The organism is Bradyrhizobium sp., assembly GCF_049519115.1.
Classification (GTDB): Bacteria; Pseudomonadota; Alphaproteobacteria; order Rhizobiales; family Xanthobacteraceae; genus Bradyrhizobium.
Map to the genome: position 1 here is coordinate 1 of NZ_JBEKRB010000110.1, position 9,266 is coordinate 9,266.

10 protein-coding genes are annotated in these 9,266 nt (G+C 57.5%); 7 read left to right on the top strand and 3 right to left on the bottom strand.

Annotated elements, in window-relative coordinates; all coding sequences use genetic code 11:
• The 6 genes from ABSE61_RS34880 to ABSE61_RS34905 all read left to right on the top strand — a co-directional run.
• The coding region (locus ABSE61_RS34880; protein WP_423875722.1) for a hypothetical protein at window positions 1-296 on the top strand (296 nt) is incomplete at its 5' end.
• Between the two features lie 187 nt (window positions 297-483).
• Complete coding sequence (locus ABSE61_RS34885; RefSeq protein WP_423875723.1) at window positions 484-2,082, top strand: class I adenylate-forming enzyme family protein; 1,599 nt, start codon at window positions 484-486, stop codon at window positions 2,080-2,082.
• Window positions 2,083-2,949: 867 nt separating this feature from the next.
• Window positions 2,950-4,500: a PAS domain-containing sensor histidine kinase gene (locus tag ABSE61_RS34890; protein WP_423875724.1), complete on the top strand. Its 1,551-nt coding sequence runs from the start codon at window positions 2,950-2,952 to the stop codon at window positions 4,498-4,500.
• Complete coding sequence (locus ABSE61_RS34895) at window positions 4,500-5,159, top strand: response regulator transcription factor (protein ID WP_423875725.1); 660 nt, start codon at window positions 4,500-4,502, stop codon at window positions 5,157-5,159. The genes ABSE61_RS34890 and ABSE61_RS34895 overlap by 1 nt, the downstream gene beginning before the upstream one ends.
• A gap of 165 nt (window positions 5,160-5,324) precedes the next feature.
• Complete coding sequence (locus ABSE61_RS34900) at window positions 5,325-5,561, top strand: hypothetical protein (RefSeq protein WP_423875726.1); 237 nt, start codon at window positions 5,325-5,327, stop codon at window positions 5,559-5,561.
• Between the two features lie 505 nt (window positions 5,562-6,066).
• The gene (locus tag ABSE61_RS34905) at window positions 6,067-6,456 is read left to right on the top strand and encodes a response regulator transcription factor (protein WP_423875727.1); all 390 of its coding nucleotides are present in this window, start codon (window positions 6,067-6,069) and stop codon (window positions 6,454-6,456) included.
• Window positions 6,457-6,696: 240 nt separating this feature from the next.
• On the opposite strand, the gene ABSE61_RS34910 is transcribed toward ABSE61_RS34905, so the two are convergent.
• Window positions 6,697-6,822: a hypothetical protein gene (locus ABSE61_RS34910; RefSeq protein WP_423875728.1), complete on the bottom strand. Its 126-nt coding sequence runs from the start codon at window positions 6,820-6,822 to the stop codon at window positions 6,697-6,699.
• A 255-nt stretch (window positions 6,823-7,077) separates the two neighbouring features.
• Here ABSE61_RS34910 and ABSE61_RS34915 point away from each other — a divergent pair, with 255 nt between their 5' ends.
• Window positions 7,078-7,722 (top strand): winged helix-turn-helix domain-containing protein, encoded by a 645-nt coding sequence (locus ABSE61_RS34915; RefSeq protein ID WP_423875729.1) that lies wholly within the window; start codon window positions 7,078-7,080, stop codon window positions 7,720-7,722.
• Window positions 7,723-7,903: 181 nt separating this feature from the next.
• Here the strand turns inward: ABSE61_RS34915 and ABSE61_RS34920 are convergent, their stop codons facing one another.
• Window positions 7,904-8,845, bottom strand: a complete 942-nt coding sequence (locus ABSE61_RS34920) for an FUSC family protein (RefSeq protein ID WP_423875730.1) — start codon at window positions 8,843-8,845, stop codon at window positions 7,904-7,906.
• A 77-nt stretch (window positions 8,846-8,922) separates the two neighbouring features.
• The coding region (locus ABSE61_RS34925) for an aldo/keto reductase (RefSeq protein WP_423875731.1) at window positions 8,923-9,266 on the bottom strand (344 nt) is incomplete at its 5' end.

Consider the following 9,266-nt stretch of genomic DNA (forward strand, 5'->3'; position numbering starts at 1 on the left):
TCGAGCGATTGATGGAAACGTTCGTGGAGGATGCGCTCGTAAACGACCAGTTGCGAGACTACTGGGGAAAGCCCGCCATCAGAGAATGGGCGAAGCGCGATATCATCGGTGAGAGACTAACGATGAACGTAACCAAGGTGATCAACCACCACGGGAACTTCATCACGACGGCTATTGTCGACGGCAACTACGACAAGCGCGGCCTACCCGATCCGCTGGTACTCGCCTTCTATTTTACCGTCCGGAGCGATTCGATCGTCCAACTGATTATTCTTCGCAATCGATTCGATATTTGAGAACGGCGTCGATGTCATTTCCAATCGATCCAATCGGCGGACCTAGACTCGGTGTTCCGCCCGAAGCCGGTGCGCGCCGGCCGGCAACAAGGTGCATTGCGATGTCTGACATGATCTAGGCGAATTCGTCGCGTGCCGGTACTGGCACCGGCGAAAAGAGTAACCAATTTTCAAAGGGGAGGCGGCCATGAGCGAAGGTCAAATTCCTGCGCGGGGCGATGGCCGCAGGCGGATCGCTCGCATCGCCCTCGGCGACCTTATCCATCGCGCTGCGCGCCGGTTCGGCCCAAAGGCCGCGATCGTCGATCGGGAGCGCCGTCTTTCATTTGCCGAATTGAACGCCCACAGCAATCGCTTTGCTAATTATTTGCTGTCTACGCCTGCCGTGCCGGGCGGGCGTATAGGCATGCTCTGCAACAATTCCGTCGAGATGGTTGTCGCCTTCACCGGCATTCAGAAGGCCGGCTTGGTATGGGTCCCGATAAATACGGGACTCTATGCGTCCGCCATCGAAAACATCGTTGAACACGCGGAGATTCACTATCTGGTCGTTGACGGTGACCTGTACGCGCGCCCCTCGACCATGGAGATCGTCAGCAGACGAAAGCTTCGCTGCATCGTGCTCAGTCCCGCGGCGGACCTGACCGTGTCCACCCCGTCGATCCTCTACACCGACGTCATCGCGACCATGCCGGATACGTTACCCGACGTCGATATCGGCAGCGATGATCTCGCCCAGATCATGTACACGAGCGGTACGACAGGACGGCAGAAGGGCGTCATGCATTCGCATGCTTCCGTTTATTCCGCCCTCATGAGTAACATTGCGGAGTTAGGCGCCAACAGTAACGACGTCGCGAGCTGTGTTTTTCCGATGTTTCATGTTTCGCAGCATGTAGTATCGATGACGTTTTGGATTGTCGGTGGAACTGTGCATCTCGACCGCTCTTTCGACGTCGACAATTGTCTTGAGGCTGTCGGGAGTTCGCGCATCACCGTCATGGTGGCATTGCCGATGATGTACGTCGCCATTCTCAATCATCCGCGGCGTTCGGCATACGACCTATCAAGCCTCAGGCTCTGCGTCTATGCGATGGCGCCGATGCCCCAACCAATCCTTGTGCGGCTAATCGAAGAGGTCTGCCCGAACTTCGCGCTCTGTTCGGGGCAAACCGAGATGTACGCGATCACAACTATGTTCAAGCCGGAACAGCAATTGCGACGGTTCGGTCCCTATTGGGGCGTTTCGGCCTACGTCAACGAGACAGCCATCATGGATGACGAGGGAAACCTCCTCGGGAACGAAAAGATCGGCGAGATCGTCCATCGAGGACCGAACGTGATGTTAGGCTACTACAAGGACGAGGAAGCGACGCGTCACGCGCAGGCATTCGGCTGGCATCATACCGGTGATCTCGGCATGTTCGATTCGGACGGCCAACTGCTCTTTGTCGACCGGAAAAAAGATATGATCAAGTCCGGCGGAGAGAATGTTTCTTCGCAGAAGGTCGAAGAAGTTCTGCTGCGACACGCAAGCGTCGCCAATGCCGCCGTCGTCGGCTTGCCCCATTTCAGGTGGTCTGAAGCGGTAACGGCCTTCGTTCTGCTCAAGCCAGGAGCAGACATCAACGTGGACGATCTTAACAGGCATTGTCGAAGTCTCCTCGGCAACTTCGAAGTTCCCAAGAAGTTTGTGGTCCTCGAAACACTACCGATGACCTCGACGGGCAAGATTCAGAAAGCCCTGCTACGCGACGCGTATCGAGATGCCTATGCCGCTGAGTGAGCGCCCACGAGACTTGCACCTTTTCGAACGTGATCGGTTTGGCCGTCTTCACGGTCATTCTGTGCTGCGAGAATCTGTGATTTGATCCGAAGCAGTTCGGGCAAGTCAAACTCCACTCCGCTATTCGTCGCGTGCGCAATGCTCCATTGATCCCACGGAAGAATTCGAAACCGCGGATCTCAAGTTTGCGCGCACGCTCCTCGAGGATTTGCGATAGGTGGTAACCGCTCTGCATCAGGCCTGGAATCTCTGACCGGACATCCGGCGGAACGGGCATGGCCTCATTCATGCCATACCTCATTTTTCATCTTTTCACGGAATACAACGCGCCAAGGCATCCACCGTCAGGCATACTCGTTGCGTGCATTCGACCGCGTTGTCGAGACGATGCGGACCGGCGCTGATATGCATGAGAAATATCGAGAACCTCACGCAGTGGCCTCGCTATGGTTGCTTCTGGTCTCCTCGGTAATTGCCCGGGCCGAGCGGACCGGATTAGCCCCGCCACGTCCTCCCCGTGGCGGGGCATTTTGCTTTGAGGTTTTGTCCGACTTACCGAGTAATGCATCCTGTAATCGCGCAAGCGGCCAAGATCGTGATCGCCGTTAGAGTCCAAGTCCTCAGTATTTCGCTGCCGGTGGCCCCCGCGCGGCATCAAGTCCGACCGACTGGACTGAGGCGTTAAGCGGATGAGGGGCAACCATGGCGGGCGGAAAGCTTCGCATTGCCTGGCGGAACTGGGGTACTTTCGCACGCGATTTTTCATTTTTTCACAGAATACAACACGCCAAGGCGCCGGCTATCAGGCATCCAGTAGCTTCCGAACCGGCAGACGCACTCCGGTCGCTCTCCCGCCGTTGGAAAGTTATGTATGACACCGAGCAACGTACTGTAGGGAAAGCGCTGCAGAAGGCTTTCGACGAAACAGAGCGATCCGAAGATCGCCTTCGGCTTGTCATCGACACGATCCCGACATTGGTCTGGCGCGCCGGACCCGAGGGCAGTCCCGACTTTCTCAATCAACCCGCGCTTGACTATACCGGCCTGTCGCTAGAGCAGGCCACGCTCGGTTGGCCCCGCGCTTTTCACCCTGACGATAAAAAGCGGATGTTGATCGAATGGAACGCCATACGGGAGTCTGGCCGACGAGGAGCGCTCGAAGCACGCCTGAGGCGCTTCGACGGTGAATATCGCTGGCTTTTGTTCCGAGCCGTGCCGCTGCGAAACGAGGCGGGCGATATCGTCAAGTGGTACGGATCGGCTACCGATATCGAGGACCGCAAGCTGACCGAGGAGGCGTTACGCGAGAGCGCGCAACGCTTCCGCGATTATGCCGAAACAGCTTCCGACTGGCTGTGGGAGAGCGGACCGGACCATGAGATCACCCGCATATCGGATCAGCTCGATTCCTTAGGTCTTTTCCCTTCGGCCGCAACAGGCCTAGCTCGTTGGGACATCGCAACAGATGTCGAAACAGAACCCGAAAAGTGGCGGCAGCACCGTGCGATGCATGACGCGCATCTACCATTTCGCAATTTCGTCTATCGCACCACGTCAAGCTCCGGATCTGCGGTATACATCCAGACAAGCGGCAAACCGTTTTTCGATGCAAAAGGAAATTTTCTTGGATATCGCGGAACTGGAACCGATATCACCGCGGCGATACGCGCAGAGCAAACGGAAGAGGCGCTACGCAAGGCGCAGACGGAACTCGCGCATGTAACTCGTGTCACGATGCTAGGGGAGATGACGGCCTCGATCTCTCATGAGGTAAACCAACCGCTTTCGGCCGTAGTCAGTGCTGCGGGAGCCTGCCTGCGTTGGCTCGATAGAGATATCCCAAACCTGGACGAAGCGCGCCGCGCCGTGGACTGGATCATCAAAGAAGGTAATCGCGCGAGCGAAGTGGTTCGGCGCGTCCGGGCGCTCGCGAACAAGACAAGCACAGAAAAGGTTCCGGTCGACGTCAGCGACGTCGCCAAGGAGGCTGTCGAGCTTATGCGGCCTGCAACGGTCAAGCACGGCATATCTCTGCGAACGGAGTTCGCATCTGCTTTACCCATGGTCCTTGGAGATCGGGTTCAGCTGCAACAGGTCATCATCAACCTCATGATGAATGGTATCGAGGCAATGCAAACGGTAACGGACCAGCGACGCGAACTGCTAGTCCGGTCTGAGTGCGACCAATCGCATGGCGTGCTGGTCTCCGTGACTGACACCGGTCCCGGAATCTCCTCCGAGAACGCCGACCGGCTATTCGATGCCTTTTTCACCACTAAATCGAGCGGCATGGGCATGGGGCTATCGATCTGCCGCTCGATTATCCAAGCCCACGGAGGACGGATATCGGCGGTTAGCAGCGCGGGGCCGGGTGCGCGGTTTCAGCTCACGTTGCCATTGCATCAAGAGGATACGTAGTGACCGGGCGCGAAAAATCACCAGACAATCTCGCAAAGGCGATCGGACGAACTGTCTTTGTCGTTGACGACGATTCGGCCGTGCGTGAGACGCTCGGCAGTCTCTTCCGATCGATAGAGTTGCGGGTCGAGCTGTTCGGTTCTGCTCAGGAATTCACGCGAAGCAATATCCCGGATGCCGCAAGCTGTTTGGTTCTCGATATCAGACTACCGGGAATCAGCGGTCTTGATTTTCAGTCGAAGCTCGCTGAAGCGGGTATTCACGTTCCGATCATCTTCATGACCGGTCACGGCGATATTCCGATGTCGGTCAAAGCAATGAAAGCTGGGGCTATCGACTTCCTGACGAAGCCCTTTCGCGATCAAGACATGCTCGACGCCGTGGTAAAGGCGCTGGAGCGAGATGAAAAAAGACGCAAGGGCGAGAAGACCGAATCGGCAGTTCGAATCTTGTTCGAGTCGCTGACCTCGCGCGAACGCGAAGTGATGGCACTGGTCGTTCAGGGCCTCATGAATAAGCAGATCGCGGCCAAACTCGATCTCTCCGAGATAACCGTAAAGGTTCATCGTAGCCACATGATGCAAAAAATGCAGGCCCGGTCGTTGATTAATCTGCTCGAGACGGCTGATCTGCTCGGAATACGTCGTTCGAAACTCTAGAGATGATACTCGGTTCGCCGCGGCGAAACCTCTCTAGCCGGGCGAACGCTACTCGGATCTTGGGAAAGGTGGTTTCAGCAAACGCAGTCTCGATCGGTTCAGCAACCGGACGCAGGCCGGACGCCAGGCGTTGCCTTCGCGCCCGTCGCATCGGCTGGCGCCATAATGGGATTTGCGAGTTTCATCGTCACGTTTTCATTGCATGCCGCCGAATTCGGTGTCGGCACGACCGTGACGTCCGGATCGACGCCGGTGTCGGCAAGCCCCGCGACCGCGGGTGGAATCGTGGCAGGTGGAGGGCCGCTCGGAATTTCCGGAGTCGAGAGCGGCAAATCCGCGCCGTTGGTTGGCGACCCTTACGACCACACCAACAGATGCGATTTAGGCGCAGCGAGCCATTAAACCGGCGATCAGAAAGTTAAAATCGAATTTATGCCACAGGCGTTTCGCGCGTGTCGAATATTTCCCTGTTTGAACAGTGAACCGAAGACCGTTTGATCTCATCAGGCGCCGTTGTGTCGGCAATCTGGAAATCGATGGGCGAGTGCTTCGGCTGTGCGAGCGCGGAGCTATCACGTCGCCTATGCACTTCGGATGGCCCAATTGACTGAAAGACAAAGGAGTCGCCTAACGGCGCCCCCTCGGCAGGCAAAATAATTTGTTCGGAATGAAAATCAGCCCCGGCAGTTCCGTATCATAGGCTGCCGCCGCCAAGAGGAATCCGTAGAATCACTGCTTTCAACCTCGCAAGATGTTCGCGTCGCCGCTACTGCCGGAATCTGACTGACGCACGAAACTCCGAAGCTTATACCCAGGTAGCGTTTTTCAATCGTCTCGATGATGCTATCCGTAGCAGGCGTGGCGGAGATCCGTTTGGGATTCCGGTCCCGGAATTAGGAAAGACGCTTTGTTAGATATTCCGCTCGTAGCAATCGTTGACGATGATGAACCGGTGCGCGTAGCGACTGACAGCTTCGTGCGATCGCTGGGATACGTCGTACACACGTTTTCGTGCGCCGAGGAGTTGCTGCGATCGAACCACCTCGATGAAATTTCTTGTGTGATTGCCGACGTCCAAATGTCCGGCATGAACGGCGTCGAGCTACAGGCGCATTTGCGTAGCGAAGGAAGCGATTTGCCATTTATTTTTTTCACTGCCTACCCAGACGATCGGACGCGTGCACGAGCATTGAAGGCCGGCGCGATCTGCTACCTGACTAAGCCCTTCGATGGTGACGAACTCGTCGCAGCTCTCCGGGACGTGCTCAAAAAGCAAATCGGAAAGGCCAGGAAGTGAATTCGTGGGGTATGCCGTCGGTCAAACAGGCTGGGGCGGTTTTCAGGTCGTGAACGTTTTACGAGATTTGCGATCCATCGAATGTCGCCGGCGTCGTCGGCCGCATCGATGGCTCGTGGAAGCTGGTCCAAATGAGTTGTTGCGTTCGACATCATCCCGCGCACCGAATCGTTCAGAAGCGCACTGACATCAAAGCCGGTGCTTCTCTGACGTTCGGGCGGCGGCAGACCCAACCGAGAATCACAAGATCAGCGGATCAAGTGGCCGACCGAAGCGCGCTTCGATCAGGTTCGTGAACCGCATCACGAACCGGGCCGACTCGGCAGTAAGATCGGTTGGAGTTGGCGCAACCAACGTATCGAACATGCGCAACCATTTCGGTAATCGAGCTACACTCGGTGGCAATGGAGGATTGGGTAAAACACACGGTAGATTTGAGAGGTAGGGCATCAGCGAACGCGGTGCCAGTGATCAACCAAATCCGGCCTTCGATTCCACGCCGCCGGCGGAGAGGACCTCGCCATGAGAACTCATAGTAGCAGCTGCGACCAACATCGGAACCGTCCGGCCTTCGTTGCCGTCGAGCCGGTCGTTTCGCAGCAATCCTCGTCGAATTCATCAATGCGGGCCAACCAGCGACCTAGCGCTATTTCAGGCGCGCGAATACCGCCAACGTTGCTCGACGAAATGACGCAGCTTCTCGCAGAGATGGTCCATTCGCTGGTATCGGCCACGCTGGAGAAGATGGTCGATCAGATGGACGGCTCGTCCTTGCGGCGCGATGAGCCTCCTACCGAAATTGAATCGGGTTCGGGCGAAGAGTCGTCGGGTCGGCCGGCGGTCTTCCCGAATGAAACGATGCTGCGGGTTGGACCGTTGGAGCTAGATCTCATTGACCGTGCTGCCAAGCGTGGCGACCGTCGTATCGATTTGCGTCAAAAAGAATTTCAATTGTTGAAGTACATGATGGAACGGAGTAACCAATTGCTGACCCGCGCGGTGCTCTTGAAAGAGGTCTGGCATTTTAATTTCGTTCCTGAAACGAATATTGTCGACGTTCAGATGGGCCGGCTGCGCCGGAAGGTGAACGGAGCAAACGAGGCGCCCATGATCCGTAGCGTCCGCGGCTCCGGTTTTGTCCTGGACGAAATCCCTTTTTCGCTGGTCTCAGCCGCCGCGTCGGATTCGCGGTCGATTCCGAGGCCGATCGGCCATACTCCAGCGACTGCTCTTCATCTTGCTGCAGACAATCGGCATTCAGCCTAACGCAAATATTTCAACCGAACGGCCGGCGGAGGTTGTCTATCCAATCTCCGCGATCACAGGATCTCGCCGGATGTATTCCTGACAAGGGGCACGGAATGACGGTCGTGACTGCGCAAGGTGGAGCGCTTCCGCAATTCGATCGCAGGACATCGCGGTCTACCCCGACCACCGCAGTCGGCATTTATGGCAAGCGGAAACTGAAGACTCTGGCGAGAGCCAGGCCACCGATCGTCAACAGCAGCCGATATTCCGCGACTTGCCAGCCGACTTCGTGGGTTCGTTGGCCGCGATCGAGGACAATGACAGTGAGACAGAATGTCCACACGGCATAGCGTCGGGCCCCAACCAACTGCATGGCGGTCAGCATGATGCCGAAAAGTCCCGCATACAGCAGCGGCGGAATCTCCCAACCAAGCAGACCGGCAGAAACGAGCGCGCCCGCAGACGTACCAATGAACCGATGCTTCAGCCGGAGACGTGTCTCCACTTGCGAAGGCTTCATGACCCGCAACGCGGTCGTCAACAGCCAAGCGGCGTGCGGCAGAGCCAGCGATGATGCGATAGCGCCGCCTACCGCGCCCAGCGTCGCCATCGTGGCGATGAATTGTCGGGCCCTGGCTAAGCTGAAAACGAGCGCCTGGAGATCACTCGTGAGACTCGCCGGCGGCTTGTCGCTCGGACGAGCCGCGATATACTGAACCAGTCCCTGCCAGATCGCTCCGCCAGCGAACGCGGCACCGTATGTCGCTATGGAGATGTTTGACGGGTCGTTCGCGGTCGACACAAGTAACGTCAGAACGGCGATCGCCGCTGGAAACCTAAGATCTGTATCGGCAATCTCTGTCCAAGCCTGCCATGAGGCGCCGATCACTGCCAGGGGAAGGAATATCCACACACGCTGGCCCGCCGAGGCGCCCGCTATCGCTCCGACGCAGAGCATGAAAATCGTACTTGCGAGCCGTGGTGCCCGGCCCTCGATCGGCAGGTCCGCATGCGTGATGGTGACGAGATAAGCTCCGAAGGAGGCGACGTATCCAGCATTTTCGCGACCAAGACAGACGCCTACTACGGCGGGCAGCGTCGCTCCGCAAGCCAACACTGCAGCGGTCAGAAGCTTGCTCAAGAAAGAATCTGAGCCGCCCCTCGAATTTGCTGGGTTGCCAGCCTTGGAAATCGAACGTCCATTCGAGGAGGGGGCCTTCACACGACAGCATCCCATTCCGGTGCAAACGGCGGCCGGACGAAGCGCTGATCCTTCGGCAGGGCGGCAATCGCAGCGCGGTCTTCGTCGTCGAGTGAGATGGTGAGCGCCTCGAGATTGGCCTTCTGGCTTTCCGGGCGACCGGCCTTTGGAATCGCGATGATGCCATCCTGGTCCAGCAGCCAGGCGATTGCCACCTGTGCGGCCGTCGCGCCACGCTTGCGGCCGATGGCGGCAAGCGTCGGATCGTTCGCCGCCCGGCCTTGCGCGAGCGGAGCGTAGGCGGTCAACGGAATCGTCTTGCTGCGCAGATAGTCGAGCATCGGCGCCTGCGACAGGAAGG

Coding starts and splice junctions, on each gene's coding strand:
- ABSE61_RS34885 (WP_423875723.1), top strand. CDS start 484: ATGAGCGAAGGTCAAATTCCTGCGCGGGGCGATGGCCGCAGGCGGATC.
- ABSE61_RS34890 (WP_423875724.1), top strand. CDS start 2,950: ATGTATGACACCGAGCAACGTACTGTAGGGAAAGCGCTGCAGAAGGCT.
- ABSE61_RS34900 (WP_423875726.1), top strand. CDS start 5,325: ATGGGATTTGCGAGTTTCATCGTCACGTTTTCATTGCATGCCGCCGAA.
- ABSE61_RS34910 (WP_423875728.1), bottom strand. CDS start 6,822: ATGTTCGATACGTTGGTTGCGCCAACTCCAACCGATCTTACTGCCGAG.
- ABSE61_RS34915 (WP_423875729.1), top strand. CDS start 7,078: ATGCGGGCCAACCAGCGACCTAGCGCTATTTCAGGCGCGCGAATACCG.